The organism is Sorangium sp. So ce321, assembly GCF_051530195.1.
Classification (GTDB): Bacteria; Myxococcota_A; Polyangia; order Polyangiales; family Polyangiaceae; genus Sorangium.
The window spans coordinates 4,822,521-4,847,173 of record NZ_CP150329.1 but is presented as its reverse complement, the minus strand read 5'-3'; the positions used below and the strand labels follow the sequence as shown (position 1 = coordinate 4,847,173).

The 24,653-nt window shown below is 73.3% G+C and carries 17 protein-coding genes; 6 read left to right on the top strand and 11 right to left on the bottom strand.

What is annotated here, in order from left to right; genetic code table 11:
- Positions 1–2: 2 nt before the first annotated feature.
- Both WME89_RS18425 and WME89_RS18420 read right to left on the bottom strand, forming a co-directional pair.
- Positions 3–1,202: a JmjC domain-containing protein gene (locus WME89_RS18425; protein WP_438010422.1), complete on the bottom strand. Its 1,200-nt coding sequence runs from the start codon at positions 1,200–1,202 to the stop codon at positions 3–5.
- 81 nt (positions 1,203–1,283) lie between these two features.
- Entirely contained in the window at positions 1,284–1,439 is a 156-nt protein-coding gene (locus tag WME89_RS18420) for a hypothetical protein (protein WP_438010421.1), read from the bottom strand.
- Positions 1,440–2,008: 569 nt separating this feature from the next.
- Here WME89_RS18420 and WME89_RS18415 point away from each other — a divergent pair.
- Positions 2,009–4,096, top strand: coding sequence for an alpha-amylase family glycosyl hydrolase (locus tag WME89_RS18415; protein WP_438010420.1), 2,088 nt, complete (start codon positions 2,009–2,011; stop codon positions 4,094–4,096).
- A 200-nt stretch (positions 4,097–4,296) separates the two neighbouring features.
- A complete protein-coding gene (locus tag WME89_RS18410) occupies positions 4,297–4,971 on the top strand; it encodes an O-methyltransferase (RefSeq protein WP_438010419.1) in 675 nt (224 codons plus the stop codon).
- Positions 4,972–5,343: 372 nt separating this feature from the next.
- Here the strand turns inward: WME89_RS18410 and WME89_RS18405 are convergent, their stop codons facing one another.
- Complete coding sequence (locus tag WME89_RS18405) at positions 5,344–6,912, bottom strand: FAD-dependent oxidoreductase (protein WP_438010418.1); 1,569 nt, start codon at positions 6,910–6,912, stop codon at positions 5,344–5,346.
- An 82-nt stretch (positions 6,913–6,994) separates the two neighbouring features.
- Between WME89_RS18405 and WME89_RS18400 the strand changes: the two genes are divergently transcribed.
- Positions 6,995–7,642: a TetR/AcrR family transcriptional regulator gene (locus tag WME89_RS18400; RefSeq protein WP_438010417.1), complete on the top strand. Its 648-nt coding sequence runs from the start codon at positions 6,995–6,997 to the stop codon at positions 7,640–7,642.
- 61 nt (positions 7,643–7,703) lie between these two features.
- Here WME89_RS18400 and WME89_RS18395 read toward each other — a convergent pair whose 3' ends face one another.
- The 4 genes from WME89_RS18395 to WME89_RS18380 form a co-directional block, all read right to left on the bottom strand.
- A complete protein-coding gene (locus WME89_RS18395; RefSeq protein WP_438010416.1) occupies positions 7,704–8,885 on the bottom strand; it encodes a PAS domain-containing protein in 1,182 nt (393 codons plus the stop codon).
- Positions 8,886–9,392: 507 nt separating this feature from the next.
- Complete coding sequence (locus WME89_RS18390; protein WP_438010415.1) at positions 9,393–10,313, bottom strand: hypothetical protein; 921 nt, start codon at positions 10,311–10,313, stop codon at positions 9,393–9,395.
- Positions 10,304–12,154, bottom strand: coding sequence for a protein kinase domain-containing protein (locus tag WME89_RS18385; RefSeq protein ID WP_438010414.1), 1,851 nt, complete (start codon positions 12,152–12,154; stop codon positions 10,304–10,306). The genes WME89_RS18390 and WME89_RS18385 overlap by 10 nt, the downstream gene beginning before the upstream one ends.
- A gap of 4 nt (positions 12,155–12,158) precedes the next feature.
- Complete coding sequence (locus WME89_RS18380; RefSeq protein WP_438010413.1) at positions 12,159–13,217, bottom strand: formylglycine-generating enzyme family protein; 1,059 nt, start codon at positions 13,215–13,217, stop codon at positions 12,159–12,161.
- Positions 13,218–13,391: 174 nt separating this feature from the next.
- Here WME89_RS18380 and WME89_RS18375 point away from each other — a divergent pair, with 174 nt between their 5' ends.
- On the top strand, positions 13,392–14,783 hold the full coding sequence (locus tag WME89_RS18375; RefSeq protein WP_438010412.1) for a sigma 54-interacting transcriptional regulator: 1,392 nt from the start codon (positions 13,392–13,394) through the stop codon (positions 14,781–14,783).
- A 107-nt stretch (positions 14,784–14,890) separates the two neighbouring features.
- On the opposite strand, the gene WME89_RS18370 is transcribed toward WME89_RS18375, so the two are convergent.
- The 4 genes from WME89_RS18370 to WME89_RS18355 form a co-directional block, all read right to left on the bottom strand.
- On the bottom strand, positions 14,891–15,718 hold the full coding sequence (locus WME89_RS18370; protein ID WP_438010411.1) for a hypothetical protein: 828 nt from the start codon (positions 15,716–15,718) through the stop codon (positions 14,891–14,893).
- A gap of 206 nt (positions 15,719–15,924) precedes the next feature.
- The gene (locus tag WME89_RS18365; protein WP_438010410.1) at positions 15,925–18,177 is read right to left on the bottom strand and encodes a macro domain-containing protein; all 2,253 of its coding nucleotides are present in this window, start codon (positions 18,175–18,177) and stop codon (positions 15,925–15,927) included.
- Positions 18,178–18,446: 269 nt separating this feature from the next.
- Positions 18,447–18,857 (bottom strand): VOC family protein, encoded by a 411-nt coding sequence (locus tag WME89_RS18360; RefSeq protein WP_438010409.1) that lies wholly within the window; start codon positions 18,855–18,857, stop codon positions 18,447–18,449.
- Positions 18,858–18,978: 121 nt separating this feature from the next.
- Entirely contained in the window at positions 18,979–20,157 is a 1,179-nt protein-coding gene (locus tag WME89_RS18355) for a PAS domain-containing protein (protein ID WP_438010408.1), read from the bottom strand.
- 441 nt (positions 20,158–20,598) lie between these two features.
- On the opposite strand from WME89_RS18355, the gene WME89_RS18350 reads away from it, so the two are divergent.
- Positions 20,599–22,413: a TolB family protein gene (locus WME89_RS18350; protein WP_438010407.1), complete on the top strand. Its 1,815-nt coding sequence runs from the start codon at positions 20,599–20,601 to the stop codon at positions 22,411–22,413.
- Positions 22,410–24,563 carry a hypothetical protein gene (locus WME89_RS18345; RefSeq protein WP_438010406.1) on the top strand — a complete coding sequence of 718 codons (2,154 nt, stop codon included), beginning with the start codon at positions 22,410–22,412 and terminating at the stop codon, positions 24,561–24,563. The genes WME89_RS18350 and WME89_RS18345 overlap by 4 nt, the downstream gene beginning before the upstream one ends.
- The last annotated feature ends 90 nt before the right edge of the window (positions 24,564–24,653 follow it).

The following is a 24,653-nucleotide window of genomic DNA, read 5'->3' as shown; positions in this document are numbered from 1 at the left end:
CCTCAGGCGACCAGGGCCGGCGCGCCGGCCGCGTTCGACTCCAGCGCTCCGCTCTCGAGGAACGCCTCCACGATGGCCTGCACGTCGAGCCGCTGCAGGCCCGCGGCGTTCGCGAGCAGGTCGCGGTCCTCGAACGGCGCGCGCTGCGCGGCGATCCACCGGCAGAGCGGGACGAGCTCGGGCGGGACCTCGATCTCGGTGCGGCCTCGCCGCGGGTCGGTCACCGCGACGTGCCAGCCCGGATCCGCGCCGGAGGCGCGCGACCGCACGTCCACGGCGGCCTCGCCCCGCCGGTAACGCCGCCGAGGGCCGGGCAGGAGCGGCGGCTCGAGCACCTCGAGGATCGCCGCCGGATCGCGCGCGAGCCGGTCGATCACGCGGCGGGCGTCGGCGAGCAGGCTGTCCAGGTCCTCGGCGCGCGCGCGCTGGCCGAGGAGCGGTCGCCGGAAGCGGGGGCTCCGGTGGAGCTCCGCGGAGAGGAGCTGCGCGAGCCCCTGCGCGTACGACGAGAACTGCAGATCGAAGGTGACGGCGAGCGAGTCGGCGTGCGACCGCGTCGCGTGCAGGGTGCCGCGCGGGAGGAAGAGCACCGATCCCGGCCGCATCTCGATCTCCTGCGCGTCCGCGGGCATCCCCTCGGGCAGCGGCCCGTCGTGGTAAGCCCCGATGAGGCTCGCGGGGGTCCCGCAGACGAAGTTGTGCAGCGGCTGCTCGACCTGGGTCTGGGGCGCCACCCACCAGCGCTTGCTCCCCCGGAGCTGCACGCTGAAGGCGGGGTCGGTGTCGAAGTGCGGCAGCACGCGCCCGCCCACGGTGGACGCGAACAGGCTGCATGTCGCGGCGCCGCTCGGGATCCCGAGCTCCCGCTCGAGGGTGCGGAGGACGGGCTCGAGCGCGGAGACCCAGCGCTCGACCTTGTTGAACTGCAGCAGCGCGCCGCGCTCGTAGTAGTCAATCGTGTCGGGCGCCCGGAGCAGCTTGCCGTAGGTGCGCTGCTCGAGCGCCTCGTCGTCCGGATACCACACGCTCACGGGGTCGTTGAACGCGCGGACGAGCGCGCGCACGTCGCCGAGCTCGGGGATGTCCGCGAGCTCGCCGAGCCGGCCGAGGGGCCCGTGATGCACGAAGAATTGGTCAGGGAAGCTCTTCAGGAAGCTGTCGCTCTGCAGGGGTGGCACGAGCGCCGCGAGCACCGAGTCCATACCGTCTCCTTGCGCAGTCCTATCTCGACGAACGACGGAGAAAAACGGCGCCACGAGGTGACCCTCGTGGCGCCGCTCAGCTCACGTGGCCGTGGCGTACCTGTTCTTGCCCTGGCCCGCGCGGATCGCGGTCTTGATCACGATCTTGCGGACCTCGGCGGCCTCCTGCTTCGGCTCGCTCTGGACGGCGGGCTCGCTCGGCTGCTGCGCGACACAAGCGTTGTTGATGTCCGACATGAGATACCTCCTTGAATGGATGTTGCTGACTCGCCACGTCCAAACGGATGCGGCATCACCATATATGGCGACGCCCGGTCGACCCGCCATCGATTTCCGAGATCCCTGATGCCGTGCTCAACCGGTCGAGGCGACCGATGCCCGGGATCCCTGATGCCGTGTTCAACCGGTCGAGGCGACCGATGCCCGGGATCCCTGATGCCGTGTTCAACCGGTCGAGGCGGTCGTTCGCCCGCGCCATCCGCGCAAGTTGCGCCGACAGCTATCGAGTCGAAATGCGGCGCTCCGCCCCGCGCCTTCCGGGCTTCGGCAGCACCCCGGGCTCGGGGCGGTTGGCGAGCTGGCGCGGCTGACGGCGATGGTCCTCGTGGAGCGCAGTCCTCGCTGACGAGGCACGGAGCAGCGCAGGGGCGGCGTTCGACACGACAGAACGGAGTCGATCTCCTTGCTCCGGCGATAGCCGGCGGATGGAGAAAATCGCGACATAAAACCACCACGCCTCCCGCGCCGCGGCGATCCGGCGGGGCGGTTCCGGAATACAAGGGCTCCCCCGCTCCCCGGGCTGACCCATGCTGAGACGCCTCGCCGATCGATCGACCGCCTTCTCCCCGTGCAACCCCCCATCCACGCCGGTCGTCCTGCTCGACGCGAGGACGGGTATCCGGCCCCAGCCCCCCCGCGGCTCGACCCTGCGCCCGCGGCCGCTCGCCTGGCTCGCCTGGACTGCCGCGCTGCTCTCGGCGGCGTCGTCCTGCGAATCGGTCTCGACCTCTGCGCCCCCGCGCCCGGCCCGGGCGACGCAAGCCCGGCTGGAGCTGCACGCGGCCGACGCCGACGTCTGGGCCTGGAGCGCGCGCATCCAGGGCGCCCTCGCCGGACCGGGGACGCTGGTGGACTGCGTGGTCCGGGTGGGCAGCGACGAGATCCCCGCCGCGATCGAGCAACAGCAGCGGTTCTTCGCGGACGTCCCCCTGCGCGAAGGCGAGAACGAGATCGCCGCGCGCTGCCGGGAGACGACCTCGGGCGACCTCTACCCTCCGCCCGTCACCTACCACGTCCGGCTGCGGGACACGCCGAGGGCCCGCGCCCGCTCGACGTGGGCCGGCGGCAAGCTCGTCCTCGACGCGTCGAGCAGCGAGCCCAGCGAGCGCTCGCGCGCCGAGATCGTCGCCTTCGAGTGGCTCCGGCTGCGCGACCGCGCGACGCCCGAGCGGCTCGGGCTGGGCCGTCACCTCGAGCTGCCCGCGCCGGACGCCGGCGACGACGCGCTGTACGAGCTCCGGGTGCGCGACGAGCACGGCCGCAGCGACACCGCGCGCGTCGCGCCGCCAGACGAGGCTCATCCGGAGGCGACCGCGCGGGCCTGGGTCGACGACGCCGTCGTCTACGGCGTCGTGCCGCCCTTCTTCGGCGCTCCGCCGCTCGACAGCGTCCGCGCCGCCCTCCCCGCCCTCGAGGAGCTCGGCGTCACCGCGCTCTGGCTATCCCCGCTCTTCGGCGCGCCCCCGGGCGACTTCGGGTATGCCGTCACGGACTACTTCGCCGTGCGGCCCGACTACGGAACAGCACGGGATCTCCGCGAGCTCGTCGACGAGGCGCACCGGCGCGACATCCGGGTGCTGCTCGATCTCGTGCCGAACCACACCTCGGCCGAGCACCCTTATTTCCATGAGGCCGAGCAGCGCAAAGGCAGCTCCCACTCGTTCGCGTTCTACGATCGCGACGCCGACGGGGAGCCCACTCATTACTTCGACTGGGAGCACCTGCCGAACCTGAACTACGACAACGCCGAGGTCGAGCGATGGATGCTCGAGGTGTCGCTCCACTGGGTCCGGCAGTTCCACATCGACGGCTATCGCGTCGACGCCGCGTGGGGCATCAAGGACCGGCGGAGCGCGCTCTGGTCCACCTGGGCTGCAGAGCTCCGGCGCGTCAATCCGGAGCTTGCGCTGATCGCCGAGGCCTCCGCGCGCGATCCGTACTATCTGCAGCACGGGTTCGACGCGGCCTACGACTGGACCGAGGAGCTCGGGCACTGGGCCTGGGAGGGGGTGTTCGGCGCGCCGCGCGGCATCGCGGCGCGGCTCGCCGCGGCGCTCTCCGCGACCGCGGCGCGCGCCGCGCGCCCCGAGCGCACGCTCAGGTTCATCAACAACAACGACACAGGCGCTCGCTTCATCACGCGACACGGGCCAGGGCTGACGCGCGTCGCGGCGGCGGCGCTGCTGACGCTGCCGGGCATCCCGTGCATCTATTCGTTCGACGAGATCGGCGCCGAGTACGAGCCCTACGGCGGGCTCGGGCCGGTCTCGCGCCCCGCGCGCGAGCCGCTCGCCCGGCATTACGAGCGGCTGATCCGGCTCAGGCGCTCCACTGCGGCGCTCCGGGCGCCGGGGCTCCTCACGCTGCACGCCGGGCCGGACGACGAGGTGCTGGCCTACCTCAGGCACGGCGACGACGCGTCGCGCTTCGCCCTCGTGGTCCTCAATTTCAGCGATCGACCGGCGACGAGGACGCTCGCCGTCCCGGGGCCGTTCGCCGCCCACGCGCGAGGCGGCCTGCGCGACGGCCTGAGCGGCGCCGTCACGCGCCTGCAGGCCGGCTCTCTCGCGCTGGACCTCGCGCCCTGGGACGTCCGGGTCCTCGTGCCGCGGTAGGACGATCCCAGACCGCAGCGGACGGTAGGCCACACCGCGTTCGTCTGTTATAACGGAAGCACGTCCAACGAACAGCCAGGCGGGGAGCCGTCCGTCCGGACGCTCGCGGCCCACCGCAGGACGCGCTCTCCCTGTCACGCCAGGCGTTCAGCTCACCCGTACGAGGCGGCCGTGGTCGCCGCTGTGAAGGAGAACGATTCATGGCTCAGGAGCAATGGTCCGCCGTCGATCGTTACATCACCGATCTGCTCGTGCCTTCCGACGCCGCGCTGGACGCGGCGCTCGGGGCCAGCGCCGCGGCCGACCTGCCGCCGATCAACGTCGCGCCGAACCAGGGCAAGCTGCTGCACCTCCTGGCGCGGATCCAGGGGGCGCGCTCCATCCTGGAGATCGGCACGCTCGGCGGGTACAGCACGATATGGCTCGCGCGGGCGCTGCCCCCCGGCGGCCGCCTGGTCACGCTGGAGCTGGACCCGAAGCACGCCGAGGTCGCCCGCGCGAACATCGCGCGCGCCGGCCTGGCCGACGTCGTCGAGCTGCGGCTGGGTCGAGCGCTGGACACGCTGCCCGCGCTCGCCGCCGAGGGCCGCGGTCCGTTCGACTTCATCTTCATCGACGCTGACAAGCCGAGCAATCCCGACTACTTCGCGTGGGCGCTCAAGCTCTCCCGCCGCGGCAGCGTGATCGTCGTCGACAACGTCGTGCGCAAGGGCGCGGTGGCCGACCCCGAGAGCGCCGATCCCAACGTGCAGGGGGTGCAGCGCCTCAACAAGCTGCTCGCCGCCGAGCCGCGCGTGAGCGCCACGGCGGTCCAGACCGTGGGCAGCAAGGGGTACGACGGCTTCGCCATCGCCCTCGTCACCGCGGACCCGTAGCCGCCTGTCGGGGGACCAGCCGGGGGCTCCCCGGCGCCCGCTTGCCGGAGGCATGCCGGGAGCCAGCCGGGCTCCCCGGCGCCTGCCTTGCCGGAGGCATGCCGGGAGCCAGCCGGGCTCCCCGGCGCCTGCCTTGCCGGACCACAAAAAAAAGAGCGCCCATTCGACGGCGGGGGGGGGAAGCCGTCACGGGCGCTCGGCTATACGACTTTGCAGGACGCGGGCCAGGCACTTTCTCTACTGCATTCGCGGGGTTACCCGTCAGGATCGCCCCGAGGCTTTCGATCCTGAGATCGCTACTTGCAAACCTGACAGCTGCTCAGGCTCCAGCTGGACCGCGGCGAGCCAGACGGCCGAGCGCGACCGGCCTCGTCACGCTTCCCCCGCGGGCGACAGCGTCCCCGCGACAAGCGGGCGGAGGTAGTCGTCGAGCTGTCCGGGCGTGCCCGGCGCGGCGAGCCATCCGATGTGGCCGTCCGGGCGGACCAGCACGAGCGCGTCGCCATCGACGTCGTACCCGGCGCGCGCGTGCCCGCCGGCGTCGACGAGGGAGCGCTGCGCGACCGGCTCCCCCGGCCGCACCACGGCGCGCGCGCGCACCGCCTGCCCGTACCGGGCGTTCACCCGGGCGACCGTGTCCGCGTGGGCCGCGCCGAAGGCCAGCAGCGTGAAGTGCGGGCCCCGGAACACATCGAACAGGCGGACCGGGGCGCCCTCGCGGTCCTGGCAGGGCGCGTCGGGCGCGCGATCTCCCGGGAGGACGCGCGCCGCCGCCCCGCCCCCGCGCTCGTCGCGGGCGAGCGAGCTGCCCCGGTAGGTGATGTCGAGCTGCTGCGTCTCGGCGCCGCGCCGCAGCGCCCCCGGCTTCGCGTCCGCGGCCTGGTGGTGCAGCTTCGCCGTCAGCCCGAGCACCGCCCGGGCGACGGGCAGCCGCTCCTCCTCGTAGGTGTCGAGCAGCGCCTCGGGGGCTCCGGCCAGCACCTGGCCGAGCTTCCAGCCGAGGTTGTAGGCGTCCTGGATGCCCGTGTTGAGGCCCTGCCCGCCCGTCGCGGGGTGCACGTGCGCGGCGTCGCCGGCCAGGAACACCCGGCCGACCCGGTACCGATCGGCCATCCGCACGTTGGGCCGGTACAGCGAGAGCCAGCTCGCGTCGCGCAGCCGGACGTCGGAGCGCCCGGTGCGCGCCTCGAACAGCCGCTGGACGGCCTCGACCGTGAGCTCGACCGCCTCCTCGCCGGGGAGCGGCACCATGATCTGGAAGCGGTCCGTGCCGGGCAGCGGGCACAGCGCCACCGGCCCACCGCTCGCCTTCGGCCACACGTGCCACCGATCGCGGTCGAGCCCGTCGGCGCGGACGTCCCCCACCAGCGCCCGGTGCGCCTCCAGCGTCTCCCCCTCGAAGCCGACGCCGAGCGCGCGGCGCACGAAGCTGCGCCCCCCGTCCGCGCCGATCAGGTACGCGGCGCGGACCCGCTCGGCCCCGCCCGCGCGCGCCAGCGTGGCGGTCACGCCGTCGCGGTCCTGCTCGAAGCCGATCAGCTCGGTCGCGAGCTCGACGCGGACGCCGTGCTCGGCCAGCCGGGCGCGCAGGAGCTCCTCCGCCCGCCACTGCCCGAGGAGCAGGATGTTGGGATACGGCACGTCCGGCGTCGGGTCGCGGCGCTCGAACATGACGTGATCGCCCAGCACCGTCGCGCCGTCATACGCGCGCATGGGTGGGTAGGACGCGCCGGCGGCCATCACCGCGTCCAGCACGCCGAGATCGTCGAGCACCTCCAGGGTGCGCGGCTGCAGCCCCTTGCCCCGGGAGCCGGCGAAATGGGCAGGTGTCCTGTCGATGATCCGGCACCCCACGCCCCGGCGGGCGAGGTCGCACGCGAGGGTCAGGCCGGTGGGCCCCGCGCCCACGATGAGGACTTGCGTGCTCAGCGACTGATTCATGGCTGTCTCCTGTCAGGTGAAGTCACCTGATCTTGGAGGCTGTCGCTTGCCTCGTCAGCTCGCGTTCTGCGAGCATGGTTCCATGCGCAAGCGGGCCGCCATCGCGCCTCGGAAACAGCCCACGCAGGACCGCTCGCGCGCGACGGTCGAGGCGATCCTCCAGGCGACCGCTTACATTCTGGTCCGCGACGGGTACGGGCGGCTGACGACGAACCGCGTGGCCCAGCGGGCCGGGGTGAACGTCGCCTCGCTGTACCAGTTCTTTCCGGGCAAGGAGGCGCTGGTCGCCGAGCTCCACCGCCGGCACGTCGAGCAGGGGCGCGAGGCCGCGCGCGCGGTGCTCGTCGCGCACCAGGGGACCTCGCTCGATCGGCTGCTCCGGACCCTGGTGGAGGCAGGCATCGCCGCCCACGCCGTCCAGCCCGAGCTCCATCGCGTGTTCTCGGAGCAGATGCCGCGGCTCAAGGAGCACCGGTCCGCGGCGAGCGAGGGGTTCCTGCTCGAGGAGGCCAGGCAGCTCCTCTCGGGCTGGGGGTGCGCCCCGCCGGACGTGGAGCTCGCGTGGTGGCTGATGCAGACCGTCGCGCACGCGGTCGTGCACCAGGCGATCGTCGAGCGGCCCGGCGACCTGCGCTCCGGGGCGCTGGCCGAGGAGCTCGTGCTGCTGCTCGAGCGCTACCTGCTCGCGAAGAAGGAGGCGGGCGCGGGCGCCGGGCGCGAGATCGCGTGATCTCGGCGCCGTACTCGCCGGCCCGCGGCGCATCGCCCCGGCGCCCGCGCCGGCGCCGGCGTCAGGACATGGATGTGCCGCGCTCGGCGCGGGTCGCATAGGCGATGCCGGACTGGAGCGTCCCGCGCATCACGATGTTGCCCCAGGGGACATCCAGCTTCACCAGGGTCCTGGCCACCTCGGGGCGAAGGCCCGTGAGGACGATCTGGGCCCCGAGGAGCCCTACCGCCTTCGCCGCGTTGACGAGGACCGACGCGACATGCGAGTCGATGAGGCTCACCCCGGTGACGTCGAGGATCGCCACGCTCGCCTGGGCCCGGCCGAGGCCCTCCAGCAGCGTGGCGAGCACCTGGTCCGCGCGCTGCGCGTCGACGATCCCGACGAGCGGCATCACCACGACCTTGTCGGTGATCGGGATCAGCGGGGTCGACAGATCCCTGAGCCGCCTGGACTGCTCCTCGATCACGAGCTCGGCCTCCCGCCGCGCGGTGATGTCGATCTCCATCCCGACCATGCGCGTCGGCTTTCCGCTCGCGTCCCGGGCGACGATCCTGCCGCGATCGATGTTCCAACGGTATTTCCCGTCCTTCATCCTGAGCCGGGTCTCGCAATGGTAGCTCGGGGATCTCCCCTCGAGATAGGCGTTCACGGCCTCCATCACGCGCGACACGTCGTCCGGATGGAGCAGCTTCACCCATCCGCCCACGTTCGGCTCGAGCTCGCCCCGAGCGTACCCGAGCGACTCGCACCACCGGCCGCTGTAATAGACCTCATCGGTCGCGATGTCCCAGTCCCAGTAGCCCTCGGGCAGCATCTCGAGCACGTACTTCAGGTGCTCTTCGGCCTTGCGACACGCCGCCGCGATCCGCTCCCGGTCGGAGACATCGCGATGCAGGAGCAGCGCGCCGATCCCCTCGTCGGCCGGGAGCGCGCTCGCGACGAGCTCGAAATGACGCGGAGGCGCCGCGCGGTCGCAGGCGTATTCCAGCATGAACGACTGCGACCGTCCGGCGAGGACGTCGCGCACCCCTCGCGCGAGCACCTCGACGAGCTCCACGCCGCGGACCTCCGCGCAGCGCGTCAGGTAGTCGCACGCGGGCCCGAAGCGCCCGCCCGCGAGCGCCTGCTCCGCGCCGAGCCGCGACCATGCCGCGTTCACGGCGCAGACGTGTCCCTCGTGATCGAGAATCGCTGCAGGCTCCGTGAGCGAGCTCAGGAACGCTTCCGGTGAGACGACGGGCATGGGCACCTCTCGTGTCATGGTATCCCCCTCAGGGCGCCTCGTCCATGGTTCGTATACCAAGGATACAGAACCTTCGCTCGGGGATCTGCTGGCCTGCGCTTCGATGTACGGATGTGTTCGCCAGCTCGTCCGGCCTCGGCCGCGCCATCCGGGCTCGAACGCGTGAACGCGGGAAATCCGGCGCTCCGTGAGCTCTCCCGCGAGAGCAGCGCTTCTCCACAGCCACTGTCCCCATGTGGTCTGTTCGGGCGCCAGGCAGCCGGAGACCGCCCGAGAGAGAGGCTCGGCAAGCATGCCGCCACCCTCCAGGCCGCGAGAGCGCCCGGGCTGCGGAGGCAGCCAGATGGAACCACCTCGCACCAGCGTTCCAGCGGAGACGGTCTGGCGGCCGGGCTTCGACTCCATCGAAGGGGCGCGCGCGTCCATCGATACCGCGGTTCACCTCGATCACCGCCTCGACGGCGAGGTGGCTGCTGGCGCGGCGACGCGGCGGCGCGCCGCCGTCCCTCAGAGCCCGAGCGGCACCGCGAGCCGAACGAAGCCGCCGTCGGGGCCGACGCCCGCCGAGACCCGGGGGCCGGCAGCGGCGGGCTCCACGGAGCCGTCCATGAGCCAAAGCACCGCGGCGGCCGCCAGGGCGGCGCCCCCGACGCCGAGCATCACGCCGGAGGCGACGAACTTCGTGCGCGTGGGCGAGACCTCGGCCTCGGTGCATGAGCTCGTCCTGCCGCAGCCGTCCTCGAGGTCGGCGTACTCGGCCTGCGCGAGGCCCTGGAGCACGCCGAAGGCCGCGAGCCCGGCGGCGCCGACCCCGAGCGAGATCCACGGGGCGGCGGAGACGCGGCGCTCACCGGGCGCGGCGGAGGCGCCGGGCGCGGCGCCGGGCGCGGCGTCGGGCAGGCGGGGCGCCGCCCGCCCAGGAGGGGCGGCGACCGGCCCGGACGCGGGCGGCGCGCCGCCCATGACCACCTCGACGAGCCGTGATTTCTGGCCCTCCAGGACGACGATCGTCCGCTCCACCGGCGGCAACCCCGCGGACTCGAACCGGAGGTGGAGCTGGCCCGGATCGACGCTGACGGCGGAGCCGTCAAGGCGATCGGCCAGCGGGCGGCCGTCCGCGGAGACGCGCACGTCCGTGAGGTCGCTGCCGCGGGGATCCCTGGCGCCGAAGACGAGCGACGGGCGCCGCGCATCCACCTCGCCGAGCCACCTCGCGCAGTCGTCGCGCACGACCGCAGGACAGCCCTGCTGCGCGCACGTGAGGAGCTTCTCGCGGGAGAGACCGAGCTTGCCCGCATCGCGGAGCGCCTGGGCCTCCTCCGCCGCGGCCGCGCACTGCGCCTTGTCGAGCGCGCGGGCCGCGCCGGCGGGCAAGGAGACGCCGAGCGCGACGCCGAGGCCAAGGCCGATGGCGCGTCTCACAGACATTCTCGCTTGTAGATCTTCCGTCCCTGCGCGTCGACGGTGTACGGCACAGAGCAGTCGACGGCCGGGAGCTTCGGCGCGGCGCCGCGCCTGGAGGTCACGCCGGCGCTGGAGCGAGGCGGGGCAGCGCGCGACGAGCCGGCGACCGCGGCGGCGGAGGCCGCAGAGGCCGCGGAAGCGGCGACCGGCGCGGCGGGGGTGGACGATCCCTCGGCGGCCGGAGGGGCGATCGTCGGAGAGGGCAGCGGCGCCGGCGGCCCGGAGGCGGGGGCGGCGCCGCTCGATGCGGGCACGACGCGGGCAGCCGCAGGCGCGCCGGCTGACGCGGGCGCAGCGCCGGCGCTGGACGGGTCCGCCGCGACGGACGGCTCCGGCGCGGGCAGCGCGGCCCCGGGCCGCAGCCCGAGCCAGACGGCCGGTACGCCCACGGCGAGCCCGGCGGCGACCAGCCAGGGCCACATCCGGCGCGGCCTCGGCGCCGTGGCGGTCTGGCTCGTCGGAACCACGGCGGTCTGGCTCGTCGGGCCGACCGGCGCGGGCGTGGCGTCGAGCGCGCGCTCCGGGCGAGCCACCGGCGCCCCCTCGACGGCGACCGCGCCGGCTCCCCACGCGTGCGGCGGCGCGGCCGGCGTCTCCCCGGGCGGCGTCGAGGAGGCGCCTGGCCGCGGGGGCCGAGACGAAGGCCCGGCCTCCGGACCCCGCCCGCCGGCCTCCGGACCCCGCCCGCCGGCCTCCGGACCCCGCCCGCCGGTCTCCAGACCCCGCCCGCCGGCCTCCGGACCCCGCCCGCCGGCCTCCGGACCCCGCCCGCCGGCCTCCGGACCCCGCGCATCGGCGCCGCGCCGCACCACCCCGGACGCGATCGACGCCGGGAGATCGTCCGGGAGCGCCAGCCGATCGAGCACGGCCGTCTCGAGCTGCGCGAGCTGCTCCTCCTGCCGGGCGAGCGCCTCGCCCACGAGGCCGTTGAGCCACGCGGACACCTGCGACGTGAGCGCCGGGGTCACCGCCGCCTCGATGGCGCGCGCCATCTCGGCGGCCGTGGCGAAGCGCCTCCGGGGATCGCGCTCGAGCGCCCGCATCGCGACGTCATCGAGCGCCGCGGGGACCCCGGCGACGTACCGGCCCGGCGGCTCGACGGTCGTGAAGAGGAGCTGCTCGAGGACCTCGGCCTCGCTCGTGCCGTCGAAGAGCCGCCGGCCGACGAGCGCCTCCCAGAGCACCGCCCCCGCCGCATAGATATCGGTCCTCCGCGAGACCTCGCCCCCGCGGAGCTGCTCGGGCGCCATGTACGGCAGCTTGCCCTTGATCTTCCCCTCTTCCGTCGTGTGAAAGCGCCCGGCCGCCTTGGCGACGCCGAAGTCGACGACGAGCGCGGTCCCGTCGCTGCGGACCATGAGGTTGTGGGGTGTCACGTCGCGGTGCACGAGGCCGAGCGGCTCGCCGCGATCGCCCCGGACCTCGTGCGCGGCGTGGAGCCCCGCGAGCGCGTTGACGAGGATGGCCGCGCAGAGCGGCGGCGCGATCCGCCCCGCCGCGCTGACCTTCTGCAAGCGCACGAGCGTCTCGCCGTGGACGTACTCCATGACGAGGAAGAGCTCGCGCTCGGTGGCGACCACGTCGAGCATCGCGACGACGTTCGGGTGCCGGATGCGCCCCGCGAGCCGCGCCTCGTCGAGGAGCATGGCGACGAACTCCGGATCCCTGGCGAGGTGCGGGTGCAGTCGCTTGATCGCCACGGTGCGGGTGAAGCCGCCGGCGCCGAGGAGGCGGCCGAGGTGCACCGAGGCCATGCCGCCGCGGGCGAGCTCGTCGAACAGGGCGTATCGACCGATGACCTGCATGGCGTCAGGGCGCGTCCCAGCAGCACCGGAGCCCGACGAACTCGTACCCCGTGCCCCGGGCGTGCGGCTGACCGGGGTAGGCACAGTAGGTGTACTCCGTTCCCAGCTCGCAGGCGCCGCCGCGCGGGAAGCACTCGTCGTCGTCGAAGACGTCCGGCGTGCCCCGATCGACGCAGTTGTCGACCCACTCGTACGCGTTGCCGCTCATGTTGTAGAGGCCCTCGACGCCGCCCTCGCAGCGCGGGTTCTCCGCCGCCGGGTCGAGCGCCTGATAGCCACCCGCCTCGGCGCAGCCGTCGACCTTGCACATGGACGCGTCCGGCGCGTCGCTCCGGTACGAATAGACGTACTCGTCGTTGTTCGAGCACGCCGCCACCCACCGGGAAGAGCGCCAGTCCGAGCCCTCGGCGCCCGCGCCGTCGAGGTTGCCGCAGAGCTCCTTTCCGGCCCAGCGGCAATGCATCCGCGCCTCGCACCAGGTCATGCCGATCGCCGGCAGCTCGCGGTGCGGGAACACCGGGTCCGAGTAGGCCTGGTATGTCGCGTAATACCGGAGCAGGCCGTCGCGATCGAGCGTGAGCGGGATGTCCGCGCACTCGGCGCCGAGGAGCGGCGCGAGGTCCCCGGCGGGGATCGAGGAGACCGCGACCAGAAAGTCGGTGTACCGCGCGAAGCTCACCTCGACGGCATCGATGCAGAACGGAGGCTGGCCCTCGTCCGGGGGCTCCACGAGCACGCCGTCGGCGCCGCGGCCTAGGGGATCGGCGCAGCGCGCCGCCATCGAGCCGCCCTCGCCCGCGCCGCCGCCGCCCTCGCTGGCGCCGCCGCCGCCCCCGCTCGCGCCGCCCGCCGCGCCGCCGCCGCTCGCGCCGCCGCCGCCCCCGCTCGCGCCGCCGCCCCCGCCCGCGCTGCTCGAGGCCTCCATCCCGCCGGACGACGAGGAGACGTCCATCGCGCCGCCACAGCCTTGCTCGCACCGGGTGAGCGGGTCGAACGACGGGAAGAGGCAACCCTGGCAGAGCCCGGCGCCGGCCAGGACCCCGAAAGCGAGCACGAAGCGCATGCAAGTGCACGATATCACGGGCGCACGATCGCGGGCGCGCGGCGGGCGGCGGCGCGGCAGGGGCGCTGGCCGGGCGGTCGCCGTGCCCGCGCGGCGGACGCGGCAGGGGCGCTCGTCCGGCCGAGGTTCCAGCCGTGATTCGGCCGTGATTCAGGCGTGATAGGTTTCGCGCGCATGTCGAACCGCCTCGACCTCACCGGCGCCACGTCGGTCCGGGGGCTCGTCGCCGATCTGCCGGACGGGACGTTCGCGATCACGGTCGCGGACGGGCCCGGCGCCGGGCAGCGCCTGGAGCTCGACGGATCGAGCCCCTCCCGCTTGCTCGTCGGAAAGTCGTCCACCTGCGATCTCCGGCTCGACGACCCGGAGGTGTCGCGGCGGCACTGCGCCCTCGAGATCACGGGCGCGCGGCTGCGGGTGACCGATCTCGGCTCGACCAACGGGACGTTCGTCGATCACGTGGCCATCCGGGACGCGTGGCTCTCGGGCGGCGAGACGCTCCGGGTCGGGGCGACGCGGCTGCGGGTCGAGCGGCACGCCGGCGGCCAGAACCCGCCGGTGCCGCCCGGCTCGTCGTTCGGGCGGATGCTCGGCGCGAGCCGCGCGATGCGACGGCTGTACCCGCTCTGCCGCAAGCTCGCTGTCGCGCGTGTTTCGGTGCTCATCGAGGGCGAGACGGGCACCGGCAAGGAGGTGCTCGCCGAGGCGCTCCACGAGGAGGGGCCGCTCGCGGCGCGGCCGTTCGTGGTGTTCGACTGCACGGCGGTCCCGCCGAGCCTCGTCGAGTCCGAGCTGTTCGGCCACGAGCGCGGCGCGTTCACCGGCGCGACGGCCGCGCGCCGGGGCGTCTTCGAGCAAGCCGACGGGGGGACGCTCTTCATCGACGAGATCGGCGACCTCGACCCCGCGCTCCAGCCGAAGCTCCTGCGCGCCATCGAGCGGGGCGAGATCCGCCGGGTCGGCGGCGACCGGTGGATCCGCGTGGACGCGCGCATCCTCAGCGCGACGCGGCGGGACCTGGATCACGAGGTGCAAGCCGGGAGGTTCCGCGACGACCTCTTCCACCGCCTCGCGGTGGCGCGGATCGAGCTGCCGCCGCTGCGCGCGCGGGCCGGCGACGTCGCGCTGCTGGCGGCGCACTTCTGGCGGCTGGCCGGCGCGGACGGGGCGCCGCCCCCGGCGCTGATCGCGCGCTGGAGCGACGACGCCTGGCCCGGCAACCTGCGCGAGCTCAGGAACGCCGTGCTGCGCGCCGTGGCGCTCGGGGACGCGACGCTGCCGCCGGAGGAGCCGGCCGAGCCGGAGGCGGCGCCGGCGAGCGCGTCGCGCGGCGGCGCGGCGCCGGAGGTCGCGCCGGCCGACGCGCTCGCCGGCGCGGACTTCATGGACGAGACGCTGCGCGCGCGGCTGCCGCTCGCCGCGGCGCGGGCGCGGGTGGTCGAGGAGTTCGAGCGGCGGTACGTCGAGCAGGTGCTCGCGGATCACGACGGCGTGGTCTCGCGGGCGGCGGCGGCGAGCGGGATCGCGCGGCGGCATTTCCAGCGGATCAAGGCGCGGTCGCGCTGAGGCTTCCGCGCGGGCAGCGCCGCGAGGGCCGCGACGCGCCGCCCGGTCGGCTGGTCTCCTGGAGCGGGTGTGCGGCCGGCGCGCGGTGATCGCGCCGGGTCAGGCGGTCACCCCGGGGCTGCCGCGCCGCCGCCCGGGGCCGAGGCTCTCGCAGCCCAGCAGGCGAGCAGGTGGGCGAGCAGGTCGGCGTTCGGATCCGGCGAGGGCGAGCCGTTGCCCGAGAACGGGATCTGCCGCCGCGCGCCGGTCAGCCGCTCGTCGTAGACGGCGCCCGGAGCGCGCTGGCGGAGCAGCGCGACGGTGGCCGTGAAGTTCTGGAGGCTGGAGGGGGCCATCGTCCCGCCGAGCCAGCCGTAGCTCGCGCCGCGCTCGCGCAGGAGCCAGGGGCGCTCGCCGCTCTTGCGGAAGAGGTAGAGGACCTCCGAGCGCTCGTCGCTGACGCGGGTCTCCTCCCGGGTGACGGTCTTCGACATCACGAGCCCGCCGGTCATCATCGTGCTCCCCGGCGCGAATTTGCGCTCCTTCACCTCGACCTTCGACGTGACGCGCTGCCGCTGGGTGGCCCGGATCAGCGCGAGGATGTCGTCGAACGGCAGCCGCTCCGCCGCGGCCGCCGGCTCCACGGCGACGCCCGACGCCGTCGGGTCCTCGGCGGCGAGGCCGCCCGGTTCGAGGCGGCCGCGCCGGAGCAGGAGCATGTCGCCGCTCGACACGACCGCGGCGGCGTCGACGGCGAGGGCGCCGTGGCCGCGGGCGCGGAGCGAGCGGAGCAGCGCGCGCGCCGGCGCCGGATCGGCGGTGGTGAGCACGACGGCCGGCAGGCCGGCGACGAGGTGCAGCCGCTGCTCGTACGCGGTCGACCCGAGGTCCGCGGCCAGCGCCGCCGCCTCGGCCTCGACCGAGGTGGCCAGCTCGAGGATCGCGACGACGAACATCGTCCGAGGCTATCACGCCGCGAGGACGTGGTCCTCGGGGCGGTCGCGACCGCCCCGGACGAGCCGGCGGGCTCGCAGCCCACGGCGCCGTCGCGGGCGCGGTGTGGACGAACCCGCGCTCTTTCGTGGTGCTCGATTGCACGGCGGTCTCACCGTGCCTTGTCGAGCCGGAGCTGTTCAGCCGCCAGCGCGGCGCGCTCACCGGCTCAAGCCATCCTTACTGTGTAGCGGGGCAGCGGGTCCTTGCCGCGATCCGTGGTCCACCGCGCGTCCGGCTTCCAGGTGCCGCCCGGCTCCTCCCGGCGGCGGGTCTCGACTGTCAGGCTGTCTCCTTTCAGACGCAGTAGCTGGTACTGAAGCGGATAGCCAGGTACCCATTCCCGGGTCGGCGCGCCGAAGGTGCCGGCGGAGAGGAGCTCCATCCGCCGACCAGAGGCAGCCCGATCGTAGCGGAACAGAGCGCTATCGGCCCTGTGGATGTGGCCGTGCAGGCCCAGGCGGAAGCCGGCCTGAGTGAGGCGCTCGAGGAATCCATGTTCGGTGATCCGGTCGGGGAAGGGACTGGCGACCGGGTGGTGCCAGACCGCGATCTTGACGTACGGAGCATACGCCGCGGTGCTCCGGATCTGGTCAAGCGCGCGGCTCAAGGCGAGCGGGTGGATGGAGGCGCGGTCCCTGAAATGGTGGTCGAGGTTCCATGCGGAATTCAGACCGAGGACGAGGAGGTCCTGGGAGGGCAACGCATAGACCAGCGCCTGCGCTTCGGGTGCGAGCGGATAAGGCTCCTTCCTGATGTCCTCGTAGAACCGCGCGAAGTGCTCAAAACGCCTCGGGTAGAGCGCCTCGTCGCGGATCCGGAGGGCACCGCTACCGATGTCGATGAAGCTTCCTTCCGTCGGAGGCGCCGAGAGGTCCTCGCGTTCGACGAGCTTGTAAGACTTCTTGGCGAGGCCCCAGTGAAGGTCGTGGTTGCCCGGTACGAGGATCACCTGCTGAGGTGAGAGCTGGAACGCGGCCGAGAGGTAGTCCAGGAAGCTACGGGCTGCGGCGTACTCCTCTGGGGTGGATCGGTTGGCGATGTCGCCGGAGAGGATGACCGCGTCCAGGCGAGCGCAGCCGAGCTCGACCTGCAGGTCTTCTGCGAGCTGGCTGGACCAGAGCCTGGCGTCCTCGGAATCACCGAAGTGCAGATCAGAGAGGTGGAGGAGGTGCGTCGCTGTACCGTCCGTGGGCGCGACCTTGGAGGAGCCTCGCGCGGACTTCGACGCGCGCTTCTTCTGCCGGGCCGCCGCGGCCCGATCGCGGGGCAGCTCCTGCGAGCCCCTGAGCTCCGCCTCGAGGTCTCGAAGCTGATCCTTCAACCACTGCAGCCGAGATGAAGCCGAGGCGATCAGGGCGCCGCTCTCGACGTCCAGCCCCTCCGGCTTGCCTGGGTCGCCGAGCCCGTGCATCGCGGCACGGAGCTCGAGCTCGGTGACGTATTTCTCTCGTATGGCTATGAGAGCGCGCAGGGCGCCGCGCCGCTCCTCCTTGTACTGCCGCTCGATCGCCAGCCATTCTGTCGCGCGAGCGCTCAGGGCGCCTTGCTGACCGAGCGATTCATGCACCCCGCTCGGCAGGTGTTGCCGATCCACCGCCGCGGACACACGCTCAAGCTCCGACTCGACGTCTTCGAGAGGGCCGAGCCACGCCGTCGATCCATTGCTGCCGTCAGGCTCAGTAAAAGAGAACGCGTCCTCCAGGCGATCTCTACGGCTACCGAGGATCCTCCGCGAGTCAGCCGTGGCCACCGCAGCCTTCTCCGAGCCGAGCTCTCTGTAGACCTGCTCGAGCTTCGCGAGGGCGAGGCTCGTGCTCTCGAGGTGCCGCGCCAGCTCCACGAAATCCGCGATCTTCGCGTAGAACAGCGTCGCGACGTCGTGATCTGGGGCGAACCTCGGAAACAGCGCGATCGTGATGGTTCGTATTTGAGTGACACCGCTCAGATAATCGGCGATCGCCATCAGCATGGCGGCGGCGGAGCGCTCCGGCGATAACGATGCTGCGCCCGTGGCGAGCGCCGGGAAGGCGATCGACGCGAAACCTTGGGCGTCGCACAGCGCCAGGCACTTCCGCGTGACCGCCCTCACGATCTCGAGGCTTGTAGAGCTCGGGCTGGAGTAGTCGATCACAGCACAATGGAAGATCTTCTTCGCGTTGAGGCGCCCTGCTCCGGTGAGCACGACATCACCGAGGGAGATCGGGGTCGTTCTCTGTGCCTCGTGAAAGATCTCGTGCCCGCCGCGGGTAAGCAGAGAAAGCGACACACCGCCGCCCATGGATAGATTTATATCGTCAGAGCTTACGAGAACATCCGCCGAGATCGTCGTAAGATCGCGGTACTCAACCCGGAACACCGCTCCGTTGATGGTGTACTCGAAGGGCTTCAACGTCACGAGGGCAGGGTCGTCGTTCTCCATCAACATCCGAGAATGAGACCGGCAACGTGGGGCGTTGTCAACGGAGGGGAGCCGCTCAAGCCTCCAGCTCGCTGGAGCGGCGTCGCGCCGAGCCGGGCGCTGTGCGTGACGGCATCGCCCGGGGTAGGTCCGGAGATGCGGCTCGTCTCCACCTCTCGTGCGGGTGGCCGCGGCCGTGGCGCTCCGCTCCCGATCGATCGCCTCGCCGTGAGCTGCCGCGACGCGCTCCATCCGCACCTCCGATCGCCGTTGCCCGCGCCCTCGAGCGCTCAGCCGGGCGTGGCGATCTCGTCGTAGCCGCGGCCGCTGAACTGAAGAAGGCAGACGCCATGGCCGAACGGATCGGCGAGGCGGAGCATTCTCCCCCACGCGGCGACCTCTATATCGGCTTCGGGGACCGCCCCTGCGTCCTGCGCGCGGCGCGCGGCGGCCTCGAGATCGTCGACGACGAAATCGAGGTGGACCGGCGTCCAGTGGCGCCCGTAGTCGCGCGCGGACGCACCGGCCGCGGGCTGGCTGCCGGCCGGCTTCACGAGGAGGTAGATCGGGGCCGCCGCGCCGAGGAGCTCGACGAACGAAGGGCCAAAGCGCCGCCCGACGCGCAGGCCGAACGCGCGGGTATAGAACGCGATGGCCGGGTCGAGCTCCGGGACGTCGATGTTGACGAGCAGGTCGGACATGCAGTGAGCCTAGCTGGCGGGCACGTCACGACGCAACGCGGGCTCGGCGGCGGCGACGCCCACGGAAGGGCGGCCTCCGCTCAGACCGCCATCGATATTCGTAGTGGCCAGTCCCTCGCCGTCACGCCTTCGCGGCGCGGCTCTTCGCGCGGATGCAGTCGAGCAGCGCGTCCCGCAGGCCGTTGCGCGTGGGCACGCGCGAGAGATCCACGCCGAGCGCGACGAGCGTCCGCGCCACCTCGGGCCGGATGCCCGCCAGCACCCCCTGCGCGCCGAGCATGCGCACGGCGTCGAGCATCCTCATCAGGTGGCTGGCGACCGCGCTGTCGATGATGTCGACCCCGGTCAGGTCGACGATCACATGGCTGGAGCCGCTCCTCACCACCGCGTCGAGCAGCGCCTCCATCATCTGACCGGCCCGCTCCCGGTCGATCGAGCCCACGATCGGCATGGTGAGCACCCCCTCCCACACCTCGATGATCGGCGTGGAGAGGTGGCGGATCGCCTCGGCCTGCGCCTCGATGACGCGCAGCTTCTCGGCGAGCATCCGCTCGGCGTTCACGCGCTCGGTGACGTCGGTCACGTACCCCTCGAGCGCGAGCAGCGCGCCGTCCTCGGCGTGGACGCCGCACCCCTGCTCGTAGACCCACCTCTCCTCGCCGCTGGCGGTCCTGATCCGGTAACGCAGCGTGAACGGCTGGCGCACCGCGAGCGCGGCCTGCACCTCGTCCCATACCCGCCCCTGATCCTCGGGGTGGATCAGGTGCCCGAACATCACCCGGTGCTGGACGTACTCCTCCGACGGGTAGCCGGTGAGCTGCTCGCACCCGGCGGTGATGAAATCCAGGGGCCAGTCCGGCTCGTTCCGGCACCGGTACACCATCCCGATCAGGTTGCCGAACACCGACGAGAGGAAGCGCTCCCGCTCGCGCGACGCGCGCTCGGCCTCACGGAGCTCGTGTACGTCGTGCAGGACCACGTGGACGATCCCCTCGCCCGCGGGCGCCGCCGCGCTCCAGTCCATCCAGCGCGCCCCTGCGCCCGCCGGCTGGAGGCGCGCGCGCCACGAGCGCGCCTGCTCGCCCTGCCCGAGCTCCACGAGGCACGCCTCGACCTGCCGACGATCGTCGAGGTGCACCAGCTCGGCGATGTGGACGTCCTGTACACGCTCGCGGCCGACGCCCGCCGCGCGCGCCAGCGCGGGGTTGGCCGTGGCGATCGAGCCGTCGGGACGCAGGAGCGCCTGCGGCGCGGGATGAAGCGTGAAGCAACGTTCGGCAAACCCTTGGAAGTACACCATGCGAACGTTAACCCATCACGCGCCGGCTGAGAGCCCCCTGTCGACGGCGCCCGCGCGCGTCGCGCCGTCCTCCGGAGCTGTCTGCCCACAGCCGCGCCCGCGTCACCGAACAGCTGTCCAGGTCTCATCCGGTGGGAAAGAGCCTTTGCTTGCAGCAATCGCAGCGCACGTGATTCGCCAGCGGGGCAGAACCAACAGCGATGGTCCGGCTCCTCAAACCCACATCGTCGGCGCGCCGTCCGTCCCGCCGCACCAAGCCATGTTGTCCGCGGACGCGCGTCGTCTCAACACATCAATCGACGGCGCTCTCCGCCTCTCGCCGCCTCGCGCGAGGCCGCGCGCGTCGTCGCCGCCGCCAGGGGCAGCGCGGGCCCGCGGCCACGCCACCGCCTCGTCCATGCGGCTTTACGCCCTGGCGCGGATAGGGCACGTCGCTGTTGCATGGAGGAACATCGCCCCCCGACCGACGCGCAGCCGCCCGCCCCCGAGGCCGATCCGCCGGAGTCGCCGGCCTCGATCGAGGCGCTCGTGCCGAAGCGCAGGCTCTGGCCGGTCTTCGCGGTCATCGGGCTCGCGATCGCGGCGGCGGGCCTCGCCGCCTTCCGCTCGCTCACGGCGACCGATCCGCTGCGCGTCCTCGTGGCGATCGATCTCGACGGGTACTGGTGGGAAGGGTCGCAGCCGGCGGCGAGGCTCGCCGACGAGCTCGGCGCGCAGCTCGCGGAGCTCGGGTTCGATCCGGTGAAGGGCGGCGACCCGGAGGTGGTGAAGGCGCTGGAGAGCGCCGGCGACCCGAAGGAGGCCGGAAGGGCCCTCGGCGCCGCGTTCGTCATCGAGGCGCACCTCTCGCCCGAGGTGGTGGAGCACCCGGTGAAGGAGGGGTATTTCGAGCTCCGGGCGGACGCGCCGGTGACGCTCACGGCGCTCGACAAGGGCACGTCGACCGAGGGGCGCATCAGCGGCTACTCCGGAGCGACGAAGAAGGATCGGGCCATGGCGCTGCTCGCCGACTTCATGGCCTCCCAGGCGCTCGACGCCGTGATCGCGCAGCTCATGGACCACCCGTCGGTGCGCGCTATCACGGAGGGGACGGACATCAAGCTGCTGGAGCGGCTCGCGCCGGCGCGGAGGTTCGCGAAGGAGCGCGCCGCGGAGGCCGCGCGGGCCGCCGAGGCGTACGCCGCGCAGGCGAAGGCGTCCGAGGCCGAGGAGCAGGGGCGCGTGACGTTCCTGTCCCCGCCGTCGGCCGAGGACCTGCTCGTGGGCACCGCCGAGGGCGGCTATTTCGTGAAGACCGCCGACGTGTCGGTGTTCTTCTCGCCGCGATCGAGGAGCCTCGTGCGCAGCGAGGCGCTGGAGACGGTCGCGTGGCGGCCGCTCGACCAGCAGGCCCCCCCGACCACGGATCCCGGCGCCCCGAGGCCGATGTGGCGGGGCTACCACGTGTACTCGTACCCATCGTCGCAGCGCGACGGCGACCGCGTCGCGCTCGTGGAGGACTTCTACGGCTGGGCGAAGACGATCACGATCGTCGACAGGTCCGGGCAGAGCCGGCGCGTGCGCATCGACCCCGAGCACCGCTTCGTCGATCCGCGGCTCGCCCCGGGCGGCAGGTTCGTGGCGGTCTACGATCGCCCGGAGGCGGATGCGGACGCCGATCTGATGGTGCTCGACACGGAAAGCGGCAAGGAGGTGTTCGGCCTCCACACCGAGAACGAGTCGCTCGGCGGGTTCACGTGGCTCGACGAGAAGCGGCTCGTGTTCGTCTACGTGCCCGACACCTCGACCGACGAGGTGCGGCACCTCGCGGTGGTCGACGTCACCAGGCAGCCGATGACGATCGAGCGCCCTTTCCGCGCGAGCCCCGGGGAGGACCTGCGCAGCCCGGCCCCGTCGAGGGACGGCACGAAGATCGTGTGTGTCGTGCGCGGCGCGGAGCCGGGGATCGCGGTCATCGACACGGCGACGTGGCGCCGGAAGGTGTACGCCACGCCCGGCGGCGCGGCGTGGCCCACGTTCTCGCCCGACGGCGCGCGCGTCGCGTTCGAGGCGCCGGGCGCGGGCGGCACGGACATCGCGGTGCTGGCGCTCGCCACGGGCGAGGTGAAGAAGATCACCCAGGGCTCCGCCGAGGAGCGGGTGCCGCGGTTCTCCGCCGACGGCAGGCGCGTGCTCTTCGAGGTGCGGTACCGCGACCCGGTGTTCCCGCGCAAGCGGTGGATCTCGCGCATCGCGAGCGCGGCGGTCGAGCCGTGAGCGCGCCCTCCCACGGCGAGAGCGCCGCGACCGCGATGTTCTACCGCATGTCGGCCGAGCGCCTGCGCGCGCGCTGCCTCTGGAGCGGCCTCGCGCTCGCGCTGTCGGTGCTCGTGCCGTACGAGGTCGCCTACGGGCACGGCATCTTCGTGTGGAGCGTGCTCCCCGAGCTCGCGCCCGCCGCGCGGCTCGCCGCGCTCGCGCCAGCGGCCGCCGGCCTGTGGCTGCTCTTCCTCGGCGCGCGCACGAAGCAGCGCGCCGGCCTGCTGATCGAGCGGCCGACGTCGCGCGCCATCGCCGTGCTCGCCGCGCTCGTGGCCGTGAACGTCGCCGTGTGGATCGGCCGCCGGAGCTCCGCGTGGGACATGCTGCCGCTGCCGGACAGCCTGATCACGCGGCCGGCGCCGTTCCTCGCGGTCTTCGCGCTCACCGCGGCGGGCGTGGTGCTGCGCTTCCACGCGCGGGCGCGCCGGGGCGGCAGCGCCTTGCTCATCGCGTCGGTCGCCGCGGCGCTCGTGTTCTACCTGTGGCCGTCCCGCGGCGAGATCCCCGCGCAGACGGTCGCACGCGCGGTCGTGCTCGTGGCGACCCTGCCCGATGTCCGCTTCCAGCTCGGGTACGGCATGGTCCTGCTCTTCGTGCTCGGTCCGCTCGCGATCGCGCTGCTGGGCCTCGCCCACGTCCGCCGCGTGCCCGCGCGCGAGCACCCGGGCCTCGCCATCGCGGCGGTGTGGGCCATGCCCGGCCTGATGCTGCTCTCCGTGTACCGCGCGTTCCTCTCGGGCGGCCTCGGCGTCGAGGCGGGCATGGTCGCCTTCTTCGCCCTCCTGCTCGTCGCGGTCGTGGCGGTGCTCGCCTCCGCGCTCGAGGTGCTCGTGCTCGGCGTGATGGTGCCCGACGCCGAGCTGGAGTCAGGCCACGCCGCCGGCAGCGCGCGCGGCGCCCGGCCGATCGCGGCGGCGGGCGCCGCCGCGGCCCTGGTGGCCGCGCTGCTCGGCGCGCTGCTCGTGCTCGGCCGCCCCGCGCCGAAGGGCGTCGACTGGCGGCTCGGCGCGCCCACGACCGAGTGGGACCGGGTGTTCGGCGAGCTCGTGCCCGGCTGGGAGCGAGCGCGCCTCGCCCGCGACGCGCACGCGCGCGACGCGCGGGGCACGGGCGCGGAGGCGCAGGTGCTCACGAAGGCGCGCGGCCGCGAGATGCTCGCGGCCGCGAGGGCGCAGCCCGACGGCAAGGACTTCGCCGCGGCGCTCGCGGCGCTGGCCGGCCAGGTGGACGACCTCGAGCTCTCCGGCCGCGCCTTCGGCCGCCTCGTCGCCGAGGCGAACGACGCCGCGAGGCGCGCCGCGCTGCCGTATTACCTCGACGCATCCGTCATCCTCGGCGTCTCGGCCGAGGGCACGATGCGCCGGTTCACCACGACCCCTTACCGCGTGAAGGAGGTCCACGTCTTCCGGGTCGGCGAGGACCGCTTCGCGACGCTCCTGGTCGAGCCGATGACGGAGGGTGGCCGCGTCCATCTCGGCTTCTCGCGCGATCAGGACCCGTTCGCGCTCGTCCTCGGCTCCGAGGTCCGGTCGTATGCCGAGCGCGCCGGCCAGGAGGGCGGCACGTGCCACGCGGCGGCCGGGGGCGCGCCCGGCGCGAGCGCCGGCGCCCTGGCGCGGTGCGACGCCGCGCTCGCGGCGCTGCGCGGCCGCCTGGGCGCCGCGCTGGAGCAGGCAGTGCTCGCCGGCACCGAGCGGCACGAGCTCCAGCACCAGGTCGACGGCCCTCACCTGCCCCTCTCGCCGGCGGTGGCGGAGCTGCTCGCCGGCTTCTCCGACGAGGCGCAGGACCGCGCGAGCCGCGAGCTCTCCGCGTACATCGCCGAGATGACGGCCAGGGACGCGCCGCCGCAGCTCACGCTCGTGCACCTCTTCCCCTTCGGGGTCGCGGCGCGCGGCGGCGCCGAGCACCGCGTCGCCACGATCCTCCTGGAGACGCTCGCCGGGAAGAAGCTGCGCTTCGGGGCGCGCGAGGTCGACCCGGAGACGTACGCGCAGGCGTTCGAGGCGCAGGTGAGCCGCGGCGACGACGAGCTGCGCGAGGCTGCGCGGCGGGCGTACCGCGAGCAATTCGGGGTCGACCTGGTGGAGCCGGTGCGGGAGTGACGCGCTCCGGGCGCCGCGCTCACGGGGCGAGCGCGAGGCCGGGGCGGAGCAGCGCGCCGGCCCCGACGGGCTCTACCGGGCTCATCCCCG

Bases quoted from the DNA above. Each gene is read 5' to 3' on its own strand.
- WME89_RS18365 (WP_438010410.1), bottom strand. From the start codon at position 18,177: ATGGAGAACGACGACCCTGCCCTCGTGACGTTGAAGCCCTTCGAGTAC.
- WME89_RS18420 (WP_438010421.1), bottom strand. From the start codon at position 1,439: ATGTCGGACATCAACAACGCTTGTGTCGCGCAGCAGCCGAGCGAGCCC.
- WME89_RS18375 (WP_438010412.1), top strand. From the start codon at position 13,392: ATGTCGAACCGCCTCGACCTCACCGGCGCCACGTCGGTCCGGGGGCTC.
- WME89_RS18395 (WP_438010416.1), bottom strand. From the start codon at position 8,885: ATGCCCGTCGTCTCACCGGAAGCGTTCCTGAGCTCGCTCACGGAGCCT.
- WME89_RS18360 (WP_438010409.1), bottom strand. From the start codon at position 18,857: ATGTCCGACCTGCTCGTCAACATCGACGTCCCGGAGCTCGACCCGGCC.
- WME89_RS18390 (WP_438010415.1), bottom strand. From the start codon at position 10,313: ATGTCTGTGAGACGCGCCATCGGCCTTGGCCTCGGCGTCGCGCTCGGC.
- WME89_RS18370 (WP_438010411.1), bottom strand. From the start codon at position 15,718: ATGTTCGTCGTCGCGATCCTCGAGCTGGCCACCTCGGTCGAGGCCGAG.
- WME89_RS18405 (WP_438010418.1), bottom strand. From the start codon at position 6,912: ATGAATCAGTCGCTGAGCACGCAAGTCCTCATCGTGGGCGCGGGGCCC.
- WME89_RS18350 (WP_438010407.1), top strand. From the start codon at position 20,599: ATGGAGGAACATCGCCCCCCGACCGACGCGCAGCCGCCCGCCCCCGAG.
- WME89_RS18425 (WP_438010422.1), bottom strand. From the start codon at position 1,202: ATGGACTCGGTGCTCGCGGCGCTCGTGCCACCCCTGCAGAGCGACAGC.
- WME89_RS18385 (WP_438010414.1), bottom strand. From the start codon at position 12,154: ATGCAGGTCATCGGTCGATACGCCCTGTTCGACGAGCTCGCCCGCGGC.
- WME89_RS18400 (WP_438010417.1), top strand. From the start codon at position 6,995: ATGCGCAAGCGGGCCGCCATCGCGCCTCGGAAACAGCCCACGCAGGAC.
- WME89_RS18415 (WP_438010420.1), top strand. From the start codon at position 2,009: ATGCTGAGACGCCTCGCCGATCGATCGACCGCCTTCTCCCCGTGCAAC.
- WME89_RS18410 (WP_438010419.1), top strand. From the start codon at position 4,297: ATGGCTCAGGAGCAATGGTCCGCCGTCGATCGTTACATCACCGATCTG.
- WME89_RS18355 (WP_438010408.1), bottom strand. From the start codon at position 20,157: ATGGTGTACTTCCAAGGGTTTGCCGAACGTTGCTTCACGCTTCATCCC.
- WME89_RS18380 (WP_438010413.1), bottom strand. From the start codon at position 13,217: ATGCGCTTCGTGCTCGCTTTCGGGGTCCTGGCCGGCGCCGGGCTCTGC.